This window comes from Streptomyces sp. NBC_01775, assembly GCF_035917675.1.
Lineage (GTDB): Bacteria > Actinomycetota > Actinomycetes > Streptomycetales > Streptomycetaceae > Streptomyces.
In genome coordinates, this window is the sequence record NZ_CP109104.1 from 4174219 (window position 1) to 4193074 (window position 18856).

General features: G+C 70.8%; 17 protein-coding genes and 1 pseudogene. 8 read left to right on the plus strand and 10 right to left on the minus strand.

The genetic code is table 11. The features are described 5' to 3' along the window. The first annotated feature begins 125 nt into the window (after nt 1-125). Nucleotides 126-617 (plus strand): inorganic diphosphatase, encoded by a 492-nt coding sequence (locus tag OHB04_RS18560; RefSeq protein WP_326688815.1) that lies wholly within the window; start codon nt 126-128, stop codon nt 615-617. Between the two features lie 66 nt (nt 618-683). On the opposite strand, the gene OHB04_RS18565 is transcribed toward OHB04_RS18560, so the two are convergent. The 8 genes from OHB04_RS18565 to OHB04_RS18600 form a co-directional block, all read right to left on the minus strand. Beyond that, the gene (locus OHB04_RS18565) at nt 684-2333 is read right to left on the minus strand and encodes a threonine/serine ThrE exporter family protein (protein WP_326688816.1); all 1650 of its coding nucleotides are present in this window, start codon (nt 2331-2333) and stop codon (nt 684-686) included. A gap of 355 nt (nt 2334-2688) precedes the next feature. After that, complete coding sequence (locus OHB04_RS18570; RefSeq protein WP_326807833.1) at nt 2689-3474, minus strand: MerR family transcriptional regulator; 786 nt, start codon at nt 3472-3474, stop codon at nt 2689-2691. A gap of 103 nt (nt 3475-3577) precedes the next feature. Beyond that, on the minus strand, nt 3578-4354 hold the full coding sequence (locus tag OHB04_RS18575) for an ABC transporter permease (protein ID WP_326807834.1): 777 nt from the start codon (nt 4352-4354) through the stop codon (nt 3578-3580). After that, on the minus strand, nt 4351-5331 hold the full coding sequence (locus OHB04_RS18580) for an ATP-binding cassette domain-containing protein (protein ID WP_326688819.1): 981 nt from the start codon (nt 5329-5331) through the stop codon (nt 4351-4353). Before OHB04_RS18580 ends, OHB04_RS18575 begins: the two co-directional genes overlap by 4 nt. 181 nt (nt 5332-5512) lie before the next feature. Continuing rightward, entirely contained in the window at nt 5513-6118 is a 606-nt protein-coding gene (locus OHB04_RS18585; RefSeq protein WP_326688820.1) for a PadR family transcriptional regulator, read from the minus strand. An 89-nt stretch (nt 6119-6207) separates the two neighbouring features. Beyond that, nucleotides 6208-6780, minus strand: a complete 573-nt coding sequence (locus tag OHB04_RS18590; protein ID WP_326688821.1) for a DinB family protein — start codon at nt 6778-6780, stop codon at nt 6208-6210. Between the two features lie 113 nt (nt 6781-6893). Continuing rightward, nucleotides 6894-8351 (minus strand): aldehyde dehydrogenase family protein, encoded by a 1458-nt coding sequence (locus OHB04_RS18595; RefSeq protein ID WP_326807835.1) that lies wholly within the window; start codon nt 8349-8351, stop codon nt 6894-6896. A 56-nt stretch (nt 8352-8407) separates the two neighbouring features. Beyond that, complete coding sequence (locus OHB04_RS18600; protein ID WP_326688823.1) at nt 8408-9247, minus strand: helix-turn-helix domain-containing protein; 840 nt, start codon at nt 9245-9247, stop codon at nt 8408-8410. Nucleotides 9248-9591: 344 nt separating this feature from the next. On the opposite strand from OHB04_RS18600, the gene OHB04_RS18605 reads away from it, so the two are divergent. Beyond that, on the plus strand, nt 9592-10269 hold the full coding sequence (locus tag OHB04_RS18605; RefSeq protein WP_326688824.1) for an ATP-binding protein: 678 nt from the start codon (nt 9592-9594) through the stop codon (nt 10267-10269). Nucleotides 10270-10384: 115 nt separating this feature from the next. On the opposite strand, the gene OHB04_RS18610 is transcribed toward OHB04_RS18605, so the two are convergent. Beyond that, complete coding sequence (locus OHB04_RS18610) at nt 10385-10624, minus strand: DUF397 domain-containing protein (protein ID WP_326688825.1); 240 nt, start codon at nt 10622-10624, stop codon at nt 10385-10387. A 349-nt stretch (nt 10625-10973) separates the two neighbouring features. On the opposite strand from OHB04_RS18610, the gene OHB04_RS18615 reads away from it, so the two are divergent. Continuing rightward, on the plus strand, nt 10974-13046 hold the full coding sequence (locus tag OHB04_RS18615) for an ABC transporter ATP-binding protein (RefSeq protein ID WP_442814874.1): 2073 nt from the start codon (nt 10974-10976) through the stop codon (nt 13044-13046). 137 nt (nt 13047-13183) lie between these two features. Further along, nucleotides 13184-14189 (plus strand): annotated as a pseudogene (locus OHB04_RS18620) (rod shape-determining protein); the annotation flags it as partial. 634 nt (nt 14190-14823) lie between these two features. Here OHB04_RS18620 and OHB04_RS18625 read toward each other — a convergent pair. Then, the gene (locus tag OHB04_RS18625) at nt 14824-15294 is read right to left on the minus strand and encodes a Crp/Fnr family transcriptional regulator (protein ID WP_326688826.1); all 471 of its coding nucleotides are present in this window, start codon (nt 15292-15294) and stop codon (nt 14824-14826) included. A 291-nt stretch (nt 15295-15585) separates the two neighbouring features. Between OHB04_RS18625 and OHB04_RS18630 the strand changes: the two genes are divergently transcribed. From OHB04_RS18630 to OHB04_RS18645, 4 genes are all read left to right on the plus strand, one after another. Further along, nucleotides 15586-15801, plus strand: a complete 216-nt coding sequence (locus OHB04_RS18630; protein ID WP_326807836.1) for a DUF2277 domain-containing protein — start codon at nt 15586-15588, stop codon at nt 15799-15801. A gap of 225 nt (nt 15802-16026) precedes the next feature. Continuing rightward, nucleotides 16027-17463: a sensor histidine kinase gene (locus tag OHB04_RS18635; protein ID WP_326807837.1), complete on the plus strand. Its 1437-nt coding sequence runs from the start codon at nt 16027-16029 to the stop codon at nt 17461-17463. Further along, nucleotides 17427-18071, plus strand: coding sequence for a response regulator transcription factor (locus OHB04_RS18640; RefSeq protein WP_326688829.1), 645 nt, complete (start codon nt 17427-17429; stop codon nt 18069-18071). The genes OHB04_RS18635 and OHB04_RS18640 overlap by 37 nt, the downstream gene beginning before the upstream one ends. An 86-nt stretch (nt 18072-18157) precedes the next feature. Beyond that, a complete protein-coding gene (locus OHB04_RS18645) occupies nt 18158-18856 on the plus strand; it encodes a helix-turn-helix transcriptional regulator (protein WP_326688830.1) in 699 nt (232 codons plus the stop codon).

An 18856-nucleotide genomic window follows, 5' to 3' on the forward strand; every position in this document is an offset into this window, starting at 1 on the left:
GCCCCTTTCGCGAGCACACATGTGCGTGGGGGACACTTAATCACCAGACTGGAGTTCTTCTGGGGGACGGCCCCCAGGGCACGCGAGTGCTGATCTATTGATGATCTATACGGAGGAGCCTCCCTGTGGAGTTCGACGTCACCATCGAGATCCCGAAGGGTTCGCGGAACAAGTACGAGGTGGACCACGAGACCGGCCGCATCCGGCTCGACCGGCACCTGTTCACCTCGACCGTGTACCCGGCGGACTACGGCTTCGTCGACGGCACCCTGGGCGAGGACGGTGACCCGCTCGACGCTCTGGTGCTGCTGGAGGAGCCGACGTTCCCGGGCTGCATCATCAAGTGCCGCGCCATCGGGATGTTCCGCATGACCGACGAGGCCGGCGGCGACGACAAGCTGCTGTGCGTGCCCTCCTCGGACCCGCGTATGGAGCACCTGCGTGACATCCACCACGTCAGCGAGTTCGACCGGCTGGAGATCCAGCACTTCTTCGAGGTCTACAAGGACCTGGAGCCCGGCAAGTCGGTCGAGGGCGCGAACTGGGTGGGGCGTGCGGAGGCCGAGGCCGAGGTCGAGGCTTCGGTGAAGCGGCTGGCCGCCGAGGGCGGTCACTGAGACTCGCTCGTTCCGCCGCGACGGCGGGTGCCACCTCGTGGCGCCCGCCGTCGCGGCGGAAAGTGGTCAGAACCCGCGGGTCCGCTTCGCCGCGCGGCGGCCCGGGAGCGGGGTCTCCCGGCCCGGGGTCTTGATGAAGAGGCGGGCCAGTTCGCCGCCGAGGTTGACGCCGATGGCGATGGCGAGGGCCAGCGCGCCCGCCGTCGCAAGGTGTTCGAAGCCCTTGTTCACATCCTCCTGGGCGATGTTGAGCAGCCCGAAGTACGTCGAGCTGCCCGGCAGCAGCGGCCCGATGGCCGCGGTGATGTAGGGCAGCGAGGACGCGAACTGGTAGCGGGACAAGAGCTGGCCGAAGAGGCCCACCAGCCCGGCGGCCACCACGGTGGCGGGCACCGGCGGCACCTGCGCCGTGCTCAGCGCCCCGTAGATCAGCCAGGCCACTCCCCCGTTGAGGGTGGCCAGCAGGACGGTGTGACGTTCCTGCTGGAGCAGCACGCAGAAGGCCAGCGCCAGCAGCATCGCGGCGAAGAGCTGGGTGACCGGGTCACCGGCGTGGTGTACGACGTCCGGCGTCAGTTTGGCGTTCAGCTTGGCGCCGACGTAGAGCACCAGCAGCACGCCGCAGACGATGCCGACGATGAGGTAGATGACCTCCAGCAGGCGGGCCGCTGCCGTGATGTAGAAGCCGGTCAGCCCGTCGTGGACGGCCGCCACCAGCGCCCTTCCCGGGATCAGCGCGAAGAGGCCACCGGTGATGACCGCGGACGCCTGGAGGCGTGAGTCGTCGACCTGGTAGAGCAGCGCGACGCTGACTCCTATCGCGGCCGGCGGCATCGCCGCGGCGGCGAACTGGTAGAACTCGGGCAGCCCGCGCCCCGCGCACAGCCAGGCCAGCCGGTCGCCGAGCATGGCCCCGAGCGCGGCCAGGACGAACACCAGCGCGTCACCGCCGACCAGCAGCGAGGCGGCGCCGGACAGCGCGCCGCTGGCCACGGTGAGCGCGCCCTTGGAGAAGGGGTGCCGGTTACGGCGCATCTCGGCGAGGCGCCGGTAGGCCTCCTCCAGCGTGACGTCGCCCTGGGTGATGTCGGCGACGAGCCGGAAGACGGAGGCGAGCCGGGTGTAGTCGGTGCCGCGCCTGCGCACCGTCCTGCTGAGCGTGACCGGGTCGTCCACCAGCGAGGGCTGGTGGGTGATGGACAGCAGGGTGAAGGTCACCGTGGGCTCGGTGCGGTCCAGTCCGTAGGCGTGGGCGACGCCGAACATGGCGGCCTCCACGTCCTCGGCGCCCTCTCCCCCGGCCAGCAGCAGCTCGCCGATACGGAGGATGAGGTCGAGGACACGGGGGGCGGCGGGCTTGGTCTCCACGTCCTCGGAGCGCGCGGCGCGCTCCGGGACGGGCCGCTCGGCCAGCGGCATCCGCACCATGGTGCGCATCCGGTCCTGCCAGGGCGAGCCCGACTTGGCCAGCGGGCCGATGACCGGGATGCCCTCGGGCGGGGTGAAGGCGCTGCCGAACTCGTAGGACGGGGGAGCGACGAGTCCCTCGGGGACGGTGAACTCGGAAGCGGGCTGCTCGTCCTCCGGTACGGGAGGGAGCGGTACGCCCAGCGGGGGTGTGAACGCGCTGCGCGCCTCGTCGGCGAGCGGCTTCGCGTCCTCCGGTTCTTCACTCTGCCCTGCGGCGTCGCCGTTTCCTTTTGGCTGCCCCACCACGTTCTGTCCGCTCCTTACACTCTTGCGTCTTACGCGCGGTAAGCCTCAAGTCTCCACCAGTGCCACACCCTCCACGCGGTGTCCAGCGGGGCTGGTTCCACCTTGCGGAAGCGTGATACCTCACAGTGGAGCGCAATGCTCTCCCCAAAGATCCCCCTGAGCCCAGGGATTAAAAGGGAGTCAGATGGCGGAAGTGAGTCGGAGGGCTGAACGCGGTGCGGGACGGCACACGCGAATAGTCATACTTCGCGCATACCGTCCCGTCGTGGAAACCGCCACGCCCGAGCAGGCCAGATGCAGCCGTGCGGCGCAACGCGCCTCGGGCGGCGGGGGCCCGGGCAGCGGGCCCCCGTTCTCAGGCGGCGCGGGCCGCGTTGGCGGTGATCGCATCCCGCATGTAGACGGCGAGGCCCGGCCTGATGGCCTCATAGGTGGCGGCGAACCGCTCGTCGGCCACGTACATCTCGCCCAGCCGGCGGTGCATATCGTGGCCGCACTCGTAGCCGGTGCGCGAGATGAACCCGTGGTGTTCCTCGGCCAGGTCCATCGCCTCGGGGGCGTCGGCGGGTACGCCTTCGGCCAGCAGCCCCGCGATCCGGCGGTGGATCCCGTTCATCTCCTCGGTGAACGCCTTCCAGTCCTCCTTGGTGTACGAGGCGGCCTCGCGCCGCGACTCGGCCCACGCCTCGGTGCCGCCCCAGCGGCGCTCGGCCTCCTCCGCGTGCTCGTCCGGGTCGAAGTCCCCGAAGACCTCGAACTTCTCTTCGGGCGTCAGGTTGATACCCATCTTCTGTGCCTCCATGGCGCGTTCCACGGCGGTCGCCATCTTCCGCAGCCGCTCGATCCGCCCGGTCAGCAGCTTGTGCTGACGGCGCAGATGACCGGCCGGATCCTCCCCCGGCCTCCGGCCGGGAGGTGCCCCCGCGGGATCGTCGAGCAGGGCCGCGACCTCTTCCAGCGGGAAGCCCAGTTCCCGGTAGAAGAGCACGCGCTGGAGCCGGTCCAGGTCGGCGTCGGTGTAGCGGCGGTGGCCCGCCGCACTGCGCTGACCAGGGCTCAGCAGCCCGATCTCGTCGTAGTGGTGCAGCGTGCGCACCGTCACCCCGGCGAAACCGGCGACCTGCCCGACGGAGTAGTCCACGTCCGCCTCCTCGTTCGGTTGACGACGACCACGGTGGGCCCTCACGCCGCGTGAGGTGCAAGCCCTTTCCGCCGGTCTCCCGGCCACGCGTCGGGCGGCGCGCTCACTTCCCCATGGCCGCGTACTTGCGTACCGCCAGCGGGAAGAAGACCGCCAGCAGCGCCAGCGGCCACAGCACGGCCAGCAGCGTGGCGTGCTCGGCCGCCCAGGAGCCGCCGCCCCACACGGGGTTGCCGAACAGCTCCCGCACGGCACGGGCCGTCGCGGACATCGGGTTCCACTCGGCGACGGTCCCCATCCAGCCGGGCATGGTGGAGGGCGAGCTGAACACGTTGGAGAAGAAGGCCACCGGCCAGACCAGGATCTGCACTGCCTGCACCAGCTCGGGCCGCCCGGCGACCAGCCCCAGGTAGATGCCGACCCACAGCATCGCGAAGCGCAGCAGGAGCAGCAGGCCGAGCGCGGCGAGCACGGCCCCGGGCCCGCCGTGCCAGCGCCAGCCGACCAGCAGCCCGGCGAGGACGAGGACGACCAGGCCGACGGCGGACTCCAGCATGTCGTGCGCGCTGCGGCCCACCAGCACGGCGGACTGGGACATGGGCATGGAACGGAAGCGGTCGATGACGCCCTTGTTCAGGTCCTGGGTGAGCGCCACCATCGTGGACTCCAGGCCGAAGCCCATGGTCAGCGCGAACATCCCGGGCACGAGGAACTCCCGGTAGTTCTCGACGCCCATGCCTCCGCCGATGAAGTACACGAACATCACCAGCATCACCAGCGGGAAGACGACGCTGACGATGACCTGCACCGGCCTGCGCTGCCAGTGGGCCAGCTCCCGCCTGGTCATCGTCCAGCAGTCGCTCAGCACATGGGTGCTCATGCGGCGTCCTCCCCCGCTTCGGTGGTGTGCAGGAAGACCTCGTCGAGGGTGGGGCGGCGCAGCGCGATGTCCTCGGCCTCGATCCCGGCCGCGTCCAGGGCCCGTACGGTCTCGGCGAGGGCCGCCATCCGGTCGGTGACCGGGGCGCTGAGCAGCCTGCGGTCCTCGTCGCGGGTCACCTCGGCGGCCCCGGCCGCCATGCCGACGACGGAGGCCGCGGCCTGAAGGCGGGTGGCGTCGCGTACGACCACGTCGATGCGGTCGGTGCCGAGCTTGGCCTTCAGCTCGTCGGCCGTGCCCTCGGCGACGACGCGGCCCGCGTCGATGACGGCGATGGCATCGGCGAGCTGGTCGGCCTCCTCCAGATACTGCGTGGTCAGCAGCACCGTCGTGCCCCCGCCCACCAGCGTGCGGACGGCGCTCCACACCTCGGTCCTGCCGCGCGGGTCCAGGCCGGTGGTCGGCTCGTCCAGGAAGAGGACCTGGGGGCCCGCGCCGCCGTCGGTGCCGTCGCCGCCGATGAGGGAGGCGGCCAGGTCGAGGCGGCGGCGCATGCCTCCGCTGTACGCGCTGACCGGCTTGCGCCCCGTGTCGGCGAGGGCGAAGCGCTCCAGCAGTTCCCCGGCGCGGGCCGCCGCGCGCCGGGCGCCCAGGTGGTGGAGGCGTCCGAACAACTCCAGGTTCTGCCTGCCGCTCAGGTCCTCGTCCACAGCGGCGTGCTGCCCGAGCAGTCCGATGCGGTGGCGGACCGCGTCGGGCTCGGTGACCACGTCGTGGCCCGCGACGAGTGCCCGGCCGGCACTCGGGCGCAGCAGGGTCGCCAGGATGCGCACGGCCGTGGTCTTGCCCGCTCCGTTGGGCCCGAGCAGTCCTTGTACGGTGCCGGCGGGCACCGTCAGGTCCAGCCCGGCCAGCGCGCGTTTCGTGCCGTAGTCCTTTCTCAGCCCCTCGATGACGACGGCGTCGTCCGTCCCCATTGCGTCTCCCCTCAGCTCGTAGTCAAAGTTGACTAGTGGCTGAGAAAGTAGCCTCGGATCCCCTATTAGTCAAACTTGATTACGAGTGCCAGAGAGCTGCGGGATTTTCCGGAGAGGCTGCGGGACGTCCGGGAGAGGCTGCGGGATGTCCGGGAGAGGCAGCGGGGTGTTCCGGAGGGCTTCAGCAGTCCGGGTCCGCCGTCAGGCCGGTCCGGTCCCGTTCCCCCTCGCCCTCCATGACGTAGAGCCCGCTCTCCAGGCGGGCGATCAGCGCACGCGCCCAGGCGGCCCCGCTGTCGGCGGTGTGCACCCACAGCTGCATGATCTCGCCGATGTGGCCCCACTCCTCGGGAGTGCTGCCCTCGGGGGTCCAGTGCCGCGTGACCTCACCGCGCCACTCCTCCAGCGCCGCCACCCGCTGCTTGAGCAGCGCGAGGGCCTCGGCGCGGGGCAGTTCGACGAGAAAACCGACGCCGGCCGTCAGCACGTCCGGCTTCTCGTCGATGGAGGTGAGCGAGTGGCGCAGGAGCTTCATGAACTCCTCCTCGCCCGCCGCCGTCAGCTCGTACTCGGTACGCGGCGGACCGCCCGCCGTACTGGGCGCGACGTCGTGCGCGAGGAGCAGCTCCTGCTTCGCGAGCTGCTTGAGGGCGTGGTAGATCGACCCGGGCTTGGCACTGGACCACTGGTGCGCGCCCCAGTACTCCAGGTCGTTGCGGATCTGATAGCCGTGTGCCCGTCCGTGCAGGCGCACGGATCCCAGGACCAGCAGCCGGATCGACGACATCGTTGTTCGCGTCCTCCCAGGTCCCCCGCGTCCGTCCGTACAGGGGAACCCTAGTCAAGCTTGACCAGAGAGGAGAACGCCACCCGATGTCACTTCTGGGACTCGAAGCCCGTCCAGTCGGGCTCGGGCATCGCGCCGGTCTCGAAGACCAGGTCGAATGCGCCCTTGCCGTCGATCGTCTCGCGGATGACGTCGGCGTGGCCCGCGTGCCGCGCGACCTCTTCGATCAGGTGCAGCAGCCCCCAGCGCCAGGAGAAGTCGCCGCCCTTGTCCCAGGGGGCCGGCGGGACGACGAAGGTCTCATCCAGCGAGGCCACCGCGCGCACGGCCCGCTCGGTCTCGGCGGCGACCCGCTCGGAGAAGGCGATCAGCTCCTCGATCGTCTCCTCGGAAGACGGCGTGAAGCTGTTCTCCCACTCTTCCTTCTTCTCCGCCTCCGTGGCCTCGATGCCCTGGAAGGTGCGCACCCAGCCGCTCTCCACGACCGTCACGTGCTTGAGCAGCGCGGCCACCGACAGTTCGCTGGCCGCGGGGGCGCTGCGGGCCTGCTCCTCGGTGAGGTTGTGCAGGGCGCGGCGGATGCCGCCGCGCTGGGCCTCCAGATACGCCAGGAGCGCTCCGCGCTCGTCACCGCGGGCCTCGGCCTGAACGACTACCGGCATGCTCTTGCCACCTCTCAGCGTGTGGGACCCCGTTCGGGGCCCCGGTGAGGAACAAGTTATGCGGCCTCGCGGTCAGCTTCTGTCCTCAAGACACCATCGTTCGAAAGCGGCACTCAGAAGGGGAACGCGGTGCGCTGCCGCTGGATGGAGACCCACTTGGTGGTGGTGAACGCCTCGACCACCTGGGGGCCGTTGAGCCTGCCCAGACCCGAGTGCTTCTCGCCGCCGTACGGCACGATCGGCTCGTCCGCGACCGTCGAGTCGTTCACATGCACCATTCCGGCCTCGATGCGGCGGGCCACCGCGATGCCCCGTTCGATGTCGCCGCTGTGCACGGCGCCCGCCAGGCCGTAAGGGGTGTCGTTGGCGACGCGGACGGCCTCCTCCTCGCCGTCGACGGGGATGATCAGCGCGACCGGCCCGAAGATCTCCTCGTGCAGCAGCGGCGAGTCCGGCGGCAGGTCGGTCAGCACGCTGGGCGAGACGAGGTTGCCCTCAACGGTGCCGTGCAGCAGCGCCGTCGCCCCGCTGGAGACGGCCTGCTCGACGATGGCGGTGAGCCGCTCGGCCTGGCGCGAATTGATCAGCGGGCCGATGTGGGTGGCCGGATCCTCCGGGTCGCCGACGACCAGTTCCCTGACGCGGGCCACGAACTTGGCGGTGAACTCCCGCTCCAGGGAGCGGTCCACGATGATCCGGTTGGCCGCCATGCACAGCTGGCCCTGGTTGACGAAGCGGCTGAAAACCGCCGCGTCCACGGCGTAGTCGACATCGGCGTCGTCCAGCACCAGCAGGGCGCTGTTGGAGCCGAGCTGGAGAATGACGCGCTTGAAATTGCGGGCCGCGACGGTGGCCACATGGCGGCCGACCCGGTCGGACCCGGTGAAGGAGATCACCTTGGGAACCGGGTGCTCGATGAGGGTGTCGCCGATCTCCGCGCTGTCGGTGATCACGACATTCACCAGCCCCGGCGGAAGCCCCGCTTCCTCCAGCACCTTCGCGACCAGGGTGCCCCCGCACACCGGGGTCGACTGGTGGGGTTTGAGAACAACGGCGTTGCCCAGCGCGAGCGCGGGCGCGGCGGATTTGACGGCCAGCAGGAAGGGATAGTTGAAGGGGGAAATAACACCCACGACACCGACGGGATCGCGATAGACGCGATTCTCCTTGCCCTCGACCGAAGAGGGCAGGATCTCCCCCTGGGTGTGCAGCGAGAGCTGAAGCGCTTCCCGGAAGAATTCCTTCACCATATGGATCTCGAAGGCCGCCTTGAGCCGGGTGCCGCCCAGCTCGGCGATGATCGCCTCCGTGATCTGGGACTCGCTCTCCTCGATGACGCGGATCGCCCGCTCGAAGACGCGCCTTCTGGTGTACGGATTGGTGACGGCCCACTCGCGCTGCGCGCGCTCAGCCGCGCGATATGCCTGGTCCACCTCGTCCAAGGTGGCGACGGTGATCGAGGCCAGCTTCTCGCCGTTGTACGGGTTGAAGTCGATGATGTCCCAGGACCCGGTCCCGGGGCGCCATTCACCATCTATGCACTGGAGCGCCAGCTCCGTGAAGTAGGACATGCCATTCCTTCGGGGGGTGGAAGGAGATCCTGTAGGCAGGTCATCTTACCGTTGCGTCACCTTAGTTGGCGGATTCGGTGAAGGTGATCGCGGGTCCGTGCGGGAGAAAGGCTGATATCCACCAGGCGCTCCAGGACCTGGTCGTACTGCGCCACCTCGTCGCGCTTGTCGAGGTAGAGCGCGCTGGTGAGCTGCTCCAGGTAGACCACGTCGTTGAGGTCCGACTCGGGGAAGCGCAGCAGGGTGAAGGCGCCGCTCTCGGCGGCGTGTCCGCCGGACTCGAACGGGATGACCTGGAGCGTCACATTGGGGCGTTCGGAGATCTCGGCCAGGTGGGCGAGCTGGCCGTCCATGATCGTCTCGCTGCCGAACGGCCGACGCAGCGCGGCCTCGTCCAGGACACAGAGCAGGTCGGGGGCGTTCTCTCCGAGGAGGAGCTTCTGGCGCTCCAGACGGAGGGCGACCCGGCGCTCGATCTCCTCCTCGGCGATGGGATGGCGGTGGCCGGCGGTGACCACCGCGTGGGCGTACCCGTCGGTCTGGAGCAGGCCGTGCACGAACTGGACCTCGTACGTGCTGATTTGAGAGGCGGCGCCTTCGAGGCCGACGTACGTCTGAAACCAGCCAGGCAGCACATCGCTGTAGTTGTGCCACCAGCCGGCGATGCTGGAGTCCCGGGCGAGGGCGAGGAGGGGCTCGCGCTCGGCGTCGTCGGTCACCCCGTAGAGCGTGAGCAGGTCCTCGACGTCCCGCGCCTTGAAACTCACGCGCCCCAGCTCCATGCGGCTGATCTTGGACTCGGAAGCACGGATCGAGTAACCGGCTGCTTCGCGGGTCACCCCGCGCGCCTCGCGGAGCCGCCGCAGCTGGGATCCGAGCAGGATCCGCCGGACCATGGACCCACTCGAACTACTCGCCCCCTTTGCGCCTCCGCTGACGTGATTTGCCGGTTCTGTAACCATTTCGATCAGCCCTCCGCCCCTGCTTGAAGGGAAGTGTGCCATCTCTGCGCTTCGTTGCGTGCCCGTGTGATTACACACGATCGAAAGTCTCTCGTGCACGTGCATCTGCCCTTGCATCTGCTGTGGGCATTGGGAACCATGGGGATCGCACAAGTGCACCCGGTGTCGGTCTAGTTGGCGACACGGGGAGCACTTTGGCGCCCGCACCAGGCGGGGAAGCACGGCCGACAGGATCCGCACAGGATCATCACTGCCGCTAACGCCAGGAGTGGCCCTTCATGGGGACCGATGGATCAACGGTGCTGGAGCCCTTATGGCAAGGGCTCGTCACGCGGGATGCCACTTCGGTTTCGGGTTCCGCTTCATGCACGCTTCCGCCGCACTACGAATCGGTCAAAAGCGCACGGGATTTCACCCGCAGGACTCTCCAAAACTGGGGGCTCACCGAAGAATTCGATGACGTGGCGCTGGTCGTCTCCGAACTGGTGACCAACGCCATGCGGCACGGCCTCGCCCCCGGCGCCGATCACGGGGCGGCGTCGGGGGACGAGGGCGATCCGCCGGTACGGCTGCATCTGATGCGCTGGTCGGCCCGGTTGGTCTGTGCCGTGAGGGACCCCAGCGACGAGCCGCCGGACACCTCGGGCCTGAGCCCGGCGGGGCCGGCGGCGCTGGGGGGACACAGAGAAGGCACCATCGAGCACGGGGGCAACGGGGGCCACGGGGAAAGAGGGGCCAACGGGGGATACGGGGGCCACGGGGGAACAGCCGAGGCCCTCGTCCGCGGGAACACGGGGGATCCCGCGGACGGGGCCGAGGCGTTGACATTCGCCGCCGAGTCGGGCAGAGGGCTCTGCCTCGTCGACTCCTTCAGCGACAACTGGGGCTGGCACCCACTCTCCGGGCCGCTGGCAGGCAAGATCGTGTGGGCGCTCTTTCGGCTCGGCCCGGCCTGAGCGGCCGGACTTCGAGCGGCGCGGGGTCTTCCGCGCGCGAACGAGCTCGGGCGCGTACGCGTCAGCCCCGTGTGTGTGGGCGCCGTACACGTCAGCCCCGTACAAGGCGGTTGGACTAGTCCCGTATGAGGTAGTCGAACTCGCCGTCCTTGATGCCGAGCAGCATCGCCTCCATCTCGGCGGGCGTGTAGACGAGCGCGGGTCCGTCGGGGAAGCGCGAATTGCGCATGGCGACGTCTCCGTCCGGCAGCTTGGCGAACTCGACGCAGGTTCCCTGCGAGTTGCTGTAGCGGCTCTTTCGCCACACGACCCCCTGGAGGTCCCTGGCGGCCATGCCGTTGTACGCGTGAGGCACTTGGATCTCCCGGACTAGTCAGGTGTGGGGGGTGCAGGTTGAGCAGTGTCGAAACTGTCAACTGCCCGGGATCATAACCGCGTTCACTTGCCGATGCATGTGCCGATGCACGTGCACGACCCCCTGTCGCGGGACCATCACAGCCGGTCAAAGCGGGTAGCGCACCGCTTCGCCGTCGTCACGCGGGGTCCCGGAGACAGGGCATTCGGGCCGTTCCGGCGTCCGGCACTCCTACAGACGCGATGCGGCCGTTCTTTACCTGTCTTTGCCTGTCCGCATGCCCGCACGCGGCGCCGTCACTCCCCACATCTCTTGACTTGAACTTCGCTTCAAGTTCTACGTTCCTTGCATGAGCATGGAGATCACCGCGTGGAACGCCCTGTACAACACGCGCCACGCGCACCAGGACCAACACCCCTTCTCGGCGGCGACGGTCCGCCGCATCGTCCGCTTCGCCCACCGTCACCACCGCAAGCTGCTGGCCTTCTTGCTGCTCAGCAGCGCCCTGGCCGTCCTCACCGTGGCCACCCCACTGCTCGCCGGTCAGGTGGTCGACGCGATCGTGCACCGCGACCCCGCGGCCACCGTGCTCACCCTCGCCGGGGTGATCGCCCTCATCGCTCTCGCAGAGGCCGCCGTCGGCATCCTCACCCGGTGGCTCTCAGCCCAGGTCGGTGAAGGCCTCATCCTCGATCTGCGTACCGCCGTCTACGACCATGTGCAGCGCATGCCGGTGGCCTTCTTCACCCGCACCCGCACCGGCGCGCTGGTCAGCCGCCTCAACAACGACGTCATCGGCGCCCAACGGGCCTTCAGCAGCACGCTGTCGGAGGTCTTCAGCAACCTGGTCACCCTGCTGCTCACCCTCGTGGTGATGCTCAACCTGTCCTGGCAGATCACGCTGCTGGCCCTCGCCCTGCTGCCGGTGTTCGTACTGCCGGCGCGCCGCATGGGCGCCCGGATCGCGAAGCTGGAGCGCGAACGTGCCGACCACAACGCGGCGATGAGCACCCAGATGACCGAGCGCTTCTCCGCCCCCGGCGCCACCCTCGTCAAGCTCTTCGGCAGGCCGCGCGAGGAGTCCGCCGAGTTCGCCGGGCGGGCCGGGCGCGTACGGGACATCGGGGTGCGCACCGCCATGGTGCAGGAGATCTTCTTCACGGCCCTCACACTGGTGGCGGCGCTCGCCCTCGCCCTCGTATACGGACTCGGCGGCTACTACGCGCTGCGCGGCAGCCTCGACCCCGGCGCCGTCGTCTCCCTCGCGCTGCTGCTCACCCGGCTCTACGCCCCGCTGACCGCGCTGGCCTCCGCCCGGGTGGAGGTCATGAGCGCGCTGGTCAGTTTCCAACGGGTGTTCGAGGTGCTGGACCTCAAGCCGCTGATCGAGGAGAAGGAGGACGCCCGGCCGGTGGCCGAAGGGCCCGTCTCCCTCGAGTTCGACGACGTGCGCTTCGGCTACCCCTCCGCCGAGAAGGTCTCCCTCGCCTCTCTGGAGGAGGTCGCCACCCTCGACACCCGGGGCGGTGAAGAGGTGCTGCACGGCATCTCCTTCCGTGCCGAACCCGGCCAGATGGTGGCGCTGGTCGGCTCCTCCGGCGCGGGCAAGTCCACCCTCGCCTCGCTGGCGCCCCGGCTCTACGACGTGGACAGCGGCGCCGTGCGCCTGGGCGGCACCGATGTGCGCGACCTGAGCGCCGCCTCCCTCCGGCAGACCCTCGGCATGGTCACCCAGGACGGCCACCTCTTCCACGACACCATTCGCGCCAACCTGCTCCTCCCCCGCCCCGAGGCCACCGACGACGAGTTGTGGGCCGCGCTGCGCAGGGCGCGTCTGGACGGGCTGGTCGCCTCCCTGCCGGACGGCCTGGACACGCTGGTCGGCGAGCGCGGCTACCGGCTCTCGGGCGGCGAGCGGCAGCGGCTGACCATCGCCAGGCTGCTGCTGGCCCGGCCCCGCGTCGTCCTGCTGGACGAGGCGACCGCGCACCTGGACTCCACCTCCGAGGCGGCGGTGCAAGAGGCGCTGGCCGAGGCCCTGGAGGGCCGTACGTCCGTGGTGATCGCCCACCGGCTGTCCACGGTGCGGGCCGCCGACCTGATCCTGGTGCTGGAGGACGGCCGGATCGTGGAACGGGGCACCCACACCGAACTCCTCGCGGCCCGGGGCCGCTACGAGCAGCTGCACCGCACGCAGTTCAGCGAGGACGCCGTTGGCGGTGGCCGGGGCGAGCGCGGTGGCCGGGGCGAGCGCGGTGGCCGGCGCGGTGGTGGTGGCACGGGCGCCGACGCGGGCGAGAGCGAGGGCGAGGGCCGGGGCGACAGCGGGGGCGCGGGCGAAGGCACGGGCACGGACGGGGGCTCGGGCGTGAGTGACCGTACCGGCGGCAGCACGGGGGACGCGGCGCCCGCCGTCGTCTGACGGCGCCTCAGCGGCGGGCTCACCCGACCGGTGCAGCCCGGCGCGCGCCCGGATGCGGCGCGCCGCACGCTGAGCAGTGGACCGTCCGGCGGACGGTCCACGCCCCGCACCGCACTCCCGGGAAGGACACGAGCGCCATGGGCTGCTCCAGTCTTGAGGACCTGAACCGCTGCTCCGTCGCCGTCGATCTGGGAGCCGCCAGGACCCGCGTCCATGTGAAGGGGACCGGCCTCATCGTCGACCAGCCCTCCGTGGTCGCCGTCAACACCCACTCCGGCGCGCTGATCGCCGTCGGCGAGGCCGCCGAGCTGATGGACGGGCGTACGCCTCGGCACATCCGCGTCGACCGGCCCGTCTCCGGCGGCACCGTCATCGACATCGACATGGCACAGCGGATGCTGCGGGCGCTCGTCGGCGAGCGGCTGCGGGGCCTCCGCCGGCGCCGGGTGCTGCTGCGGGCCGCGGCGACCATCCCCCACGACGCCGACCCGCTCGCGCAACGGGCCACCGTGGAGACGCTCACCGGGGTGGGGGCGCGGCGGGTGGAGCTGGTGGACACCCCGACGGCTGCCGGGATCGGCTGCGGGCTGCCGGTCGAGCGCCCCGAGGCGACGATGATCCTCGTCTGCGGCGCGGTCACCACCCAGGTCGCGGTGCTCTCGCTCGGCTCGATCGTCGCCGCCGGAACGGTGAGCCTGGGCGGGGAAATCATCCACAACGCCGTCGTGCAGTACCTGCGCGACCGCCACGAGCTGCTGCTGCCCAGCCAGGCGGTGCGCCCGCTGCATCTGGCCCTGACCGGCGGGGAGGGCGCCGAGAAGATCGCCGAGGTGCAGGGCAGGGACATGGTGACCGGCCTCGCGCGCACCGTCACCATCGACCCGGAGGACGTACGCCGCGCGATCCAGACCCCGCTGACCGGGCTGACCCACACCATCCGCGCCGTCCTGCACCGCTGCCCGCCCGACCTGGTCGCCGACCTGGCCGAGCGCGGCATGGTGCTCACGGGCGGCAGCGCGCTGCTGCCCGGCCTCGCCGAGCGGCTGCGAGCGGCGACGGGCATGTCCGTGCACCTTGCCGAGCAGCCCGAACTGAGCGCGGTGAACGGGCTCGCGGCGATGATGGAGGGGCGCGTACGGCCCTTCGTCGACAGGGTCGTGGCAGGGACCTCGGGCCGCGAGACCGAGGTGAAGGCCGAGGTGGGGACCGTGCGGGAGGCGGTGGTGAAGTCGGGTGCGGTGCCGGTGAAGTCGGCGGTGGAGCCGGGTGCGGTGCCGTCGCCCGGCTCGGAGGTGAGGCCCGAAGGAGTGAGGCCCGAGGAGGTGACGGCGGCTGCGCCGGTGGCGGTGGCCGAGGCGGTGGGAGTGCCTGAATCCATGGCGGTCGCTGAGCCCGTGGCGTCGGCGGCGGGTGGCGGGCTGGCGCCGGAGCTGATGCCGGAGCCCGCTGTCCCCGCCCGTGCGGAGCAGGACGGTACGGCGCCGGACACTGCCCCGGGGACGGCAGCGGCGGCCGGGTAGCTCTCGCGCGCCGCGCGGGGCGCGCGCACCGCGCGGAGGCACGCACCGTCGCCCCGCCTGGCCTGCTGTCCTTGGGCGGGGCGAGCCTTGGAACGGAACCTGGGGCAGGGCCCTCGGGACGGGGCCCTGGGGACGGGGCGAGGGCCTCGGGACGGGGCACTGCCGCCTTGGGACGACGTTGCGGGGCGAGGGTGCCGCCTTGGGACGTTGCGCGACGAGGGGCAAGGCCAGGGCCTGGGGCTGGGCCTGGGCCTGGATCAGAGCAGCCCGGAGGCGACGTCCCTCGGCGCGTACGGGCCGAACATGTCGATCAGCCGGGCGCGGGAGCGCTGGAGCCGCTCGGCGATCACCGCGGCGACCGCGTGATTGAGCGCCAGACCCAGTTCTGTGTCCTCCTCGCACAGCACCCGCACCGACATGGCGTCGAACTGGAGAGCGCGCACGGGGCTGTCCGCCTGCGAACCCAGCGTCCACACGAACGGCTTGAACAGCCAAGACCAGCCCAGCAGTTCCCCGTGGCGCACGTGGTCGAAGACCACGTTCCGGTGGCCGGGCACGTGCATGTCGAGCGTCGCGGAGCCGGTGTGCAGGATCCAGAAGCGGTCAGCTCTGTCACCCTCTTCGAAGATGCGCTGCCCGGCCTCGAAATATGCCTCTTGCCCCAGCGAGCGCAACCGTTCCCGTTGCTCCGGCATCAGCTCACCGAGCAGTCCCGTCATGGTCTGCATGGCCCGCCCTCCCTCCAGGGGTGGGAGCGTTCGCCCAGGTCACCCGGAGATGCGTGGGCATATGCGACATACGCCGGATTCACGACGCATACCCACATCACGGCTATTTCACGGTACCTCGCATCACCCGAACAGGCGAACGGGCAGGCGAGCCGGAAGGCGACCCGGCCGAGCGCCGGCCGGGCGGTGAGCCGGGCGGTGAGCCGGGCGGTGGGGCCGCGCGCCGGGCCGGGCGGTGGCGCGGCGGCGGAGGACTCCCGCCACGGCAGTGCCCGACGTACCGTCGGCAGTATGTGCAGAAGCATCAAGACCCTGCGTCCGCCCTACGCCGAGGCCGTCACCGAGACGGACATGCGCGCCGCCGCGCTTCAGTACGTCCGCAAGGTGTCCGGCTTCCGCGCCCCCGCCGCCCACAACCAGGCAGCCTTCGACGAGGCCGTCGAGCGCATCACGGCCGCGACGGAGGACCTCCTGGACGCGCTGGAGGTCCGGGGCGCGCAGGGCTGACCCCCGGCCCCGACGCGGCAGGCCGGAGCAGGGCCCCGGCCCCGACACGGCAGGCCGGAACGGGGCCGCGAGGGGCGGGTACGGAAATCCCGTCCGCGAGAAAGGGCATTTTTACCACCGCCCGGCCACCCCGCCCCGGCCCATAATCGAGGAAGCCGACAGAGCCCGCCCCAGGACCACGCGGGGTGGGGCGGGTCGGGCGGGCAGGGGAGGACGGGGGACGGCATGGACGCCACACGGGAACAGATGTCGAGCGGCTTCTTCACCGGCACGCGCGCCGGACCGGCCGAACCCGCCGGACCAGCCGGACCAGCCCGAACGGCCGGACCCACCCAACGCAGCGGCCCCCTCGTCACCCTCGGCCCCTTCGTCAGTGACGGCCTCACCGGGCTGCGCCGCTGCCTCACGCTGTGGGGCCTCTCCTTCCGCGCGCTGTTGCTGTCCCTGTGGCTCGCGATGGCCTGCCCGGTGGTCGTCGGGGTCGGCTCCATACTGCTGCCCTGTCCGCTGCGTGCCGTACGGCGGCTGGCCGACCGCTACCGCGCGCTGGCGGCCCGATGGTCGGACATCGAGATCCCCAGCACGTACGAGGAGCCCCTCGACGGTGCGGAGTCCGGCGCGAAGAGCGGGAAGGCCGGCGCGGAGGCCGGGTACACCCCGCTCCGGGCCCGGATGATGATCAAGTCCTCGCAGGAGCGGCGGGACTGGCGCTGGGTGACCTGCGTCCCGCTGGTGAACGGGCCGCTCTCCTTCTTCCCCCTCTCACTGGTCGCCAGCGCCGTGCTGGGCGTCGGCCTGGCCTTCGGCGGCGTGCCGCTCTCCCGCGAGCTGGACGCCATCTGGTACCTGTTCGTCCCCGTCGACGGGCCTGTCACCGCCGCCCTGGCCGGGCTGCTCGGCCTCGCCCAGCTCCCGCTGGCGCTGTGGGCGGCACCGCGTGTGGTGCGCGCGCACGCCCAGCTGGACCGCAAGCTGCTCGCGCCCAACGAGAGCGCGCTGCTGGCCGACCGTATAGACCACCTCCAAACCACCCGCTCCGACGCCGTGGACAGCCAGATGGCGGAGATCCGCCGCATCGAGCGCGACCTGCACGACGGCGCCCAGGCCCGGCTCGTCGCGATGGGCATGACTCTGGACGCCGCCGAGCACCTCCTGGAAAGCAATACGGAGGCTGTCCGCACGCTGCTCATCGAGGCGCGGCAATCCTCCGTCAAGGCCCTGGAAGAGCTGCGTGACCTGGTACGGGGCATTCACCCGCCAGTCCTGGCCGACCGGGGGCTGGGCGACGCCGTACGCTCCTTGGCCATGCTCAGCCCGCTGCGTACCGAGGTGCGCGTCGAGCTGCCAGGGCGGCCGGAGCCGCCGGTGGAGTCCGCCGCCTACTTCGCCGTCTCGGAGGTGCTGGCCAACGCGGCCAAGCACTCGGGGGCCGAGCGGGCCTGGATCGAGGTACGGCACGAACACGGCATGCTGCGCGTCGACATCACCGACGAGGGATGCGGCGGCGCCGAAGTGTCGCGGGGTACGGGGCTGCGCGGTATCGAGCGGCGACTGGCCACCTTCGACGGCGTACTGGCTGTGAACAGCCCCGCGGGGGGACCGACGATGGTGACGATGGAGCTGCCGTGCGAGTTGTCCTCGCGGAAGACCACTTCCTCCTGAGAGACGGCCTCACCCGCCTGCTGACCGCCTTCCGGCACGAGGTCGCCGCCGCCGTCGACAACGGGCCCGAGCTCCTGCGGGCGCTGACCGAGCTGCGTCCGGACGCCGCCGTGGTCGACGTACGGCTGCCCCCGGACTTCAGCGACGAGGGCCTGCGCGCCGCCGTCGAGGCCCGCACCCGGGTCCCCGGGCTCCCGGTGCTGCTGCTGTCGCAGTACGTCGAGCCCCTTTACGCCCGCGAGTTGCTGGCCACCGGGCCCGAGGGCGTCGGCTATCTGCTCAAGGACCGGGTCTCCGACGGCGCCCGGTTCGTCGCCGACATCGAACGGGTCGCGGAGGGCGGCACCGCGATGGACCCGGAGGTCATCACGAAGCTGCTGGTCAGCAAGGACCGGGACGAGCCGCTCGGCAGCCTCTCCGCGCGCGAGCGCGAGGTCCTGGAGTGGCTGGCGCAGGGCCGGTCCAACGCGGGCATCGCGGAGGGCCTGTTCATCAGCGAGAAGGCTGTCGCCAAGCACATCGGCAACATCTTCACCAAGCTGGACCTGCCCGCCTCGGAGGCGGACAACCGCCGGGTACTGGCCGTCCTCGCCTACCTGGACCGCTGAGCGGGGCGGGGCAGGGCGGGCCGGGCGGCGGGCGGGCGGGCGGGCGGGCGGCGCCCTTGTCGTACCCGACTTGTAGGTTGATGCGCGTGAACCGTACCGACCGCCTCTATGCCCTGGTCGAGGAGTTGCGGGCCGTCGCGCCCCGGCCACGGAGTGCGCGCTGGCTGGCCGGCCGCTTCGAGGTCAGCGTGCGGACGGTCGAACGGGACATCAGCGCGTTGCAGCAGTCCGGGGTGCCGATCTACGCGGAGCCCGGCCGCACGGGCGGCTACTGCCTCGACAAGGCGCGCACACTGCCGCCGGTCAACCTGACGCCGGACGAGGCCGTCGCGATGGCCGTGGCACTGCGGCGGCTGGAGGGCACGCCGTTCCGGTCGACCGCGGCCTCGGCACTGCGCAAGCTGGTCGCGGCGATGCAGGCCGACGACGCCGCCGCGGCGCACGATCTGGCCGGCCGCGTCCACCTGCTCGGCGACGAGGACACCACACCCCCGATGCCTCGCAAGGTGGCCGACGCGCTGTCCACCGGCCGCGTCCTGCGCATCGGCTACGGCGACCGCGAGGGCGCCACCACTACCCGCGAGATCGAACCCCTCGGCTACATCGGAAAGTCCACCCACTGGTATCTGATGGCCTGGTGCCGACGGCGCGACGCCCTGCGCGCCTTCCGGACCGACCGGATCACCTCGGTCTCGGTCACCTCCGAGGTGCCCCCGCAGCGCGCGCTGCGCCGCGAGGATCTCGACATCCCGTACGGCCTCGTCCAGCAGCTCACCTTGAGCTGA